This window comes from Methylocella silvestris, from assembly GCF_002891535.1.
Lineage (GTDB): Bacteria > Pseudomonadota > Alphaproteobacteria > Rhizobiales > Beijerinckiaceae > Methylocapsa > Methylocapsa silvestris_A.
On sequence record NZ_PDZR01000075.1, the window covers coordinates 1 to 395 of the forward strand.

General features: G+C 61.8%; 1 protein-coding gene. It reads right to left on the minus strand.

The features are described 5' to 3' along the window. Window positions 1-395 (minus strand): AmmeMemoRadiSam system radical SAM enzyme (gene amrS, locus CR492_RS20300; RefSeq protein ID WP_102845508.1); only part of this gene is annotated, 395 nt, incomplete at both ends.

A 395-nucleotide genomic window follows, 5' to 3' on the forward strand; every position in this document is an offset into this window, starting at 1 on the left:
GGGGCTCAGGACACATGTACCCGGCCGTCACCGCGACGGCTTTGATTCCCTGGTCGTGGCAGGCGTCGGCTACATCGGCGGCATACTCCCAGAAGATAGTTGGGTCGTTGTAGGTGAATGCCACGCTGCGGCAACCCAATTCGTGTGCGGTCCGGGCGATGTCGGCCGGGGCCGCCCGACTGGCCAGGACGTCGATCTCGCGGGACTTGGAGATATCCCAGTTCTGGCAGAACTTGCACGCCAGGTTGCACCCGGCGGTGCCGAAAGACAGCGTCGCCGAACCTGGCAAGAAGTGGTTGAGCGGCTTTTTCTCGATCGGATCGACACAGAATCCGCTAGAGCGTCCGTAGCTGGTGAGCTTCACTTGATCGTCAAATCGGCCGCGGACGAAACAC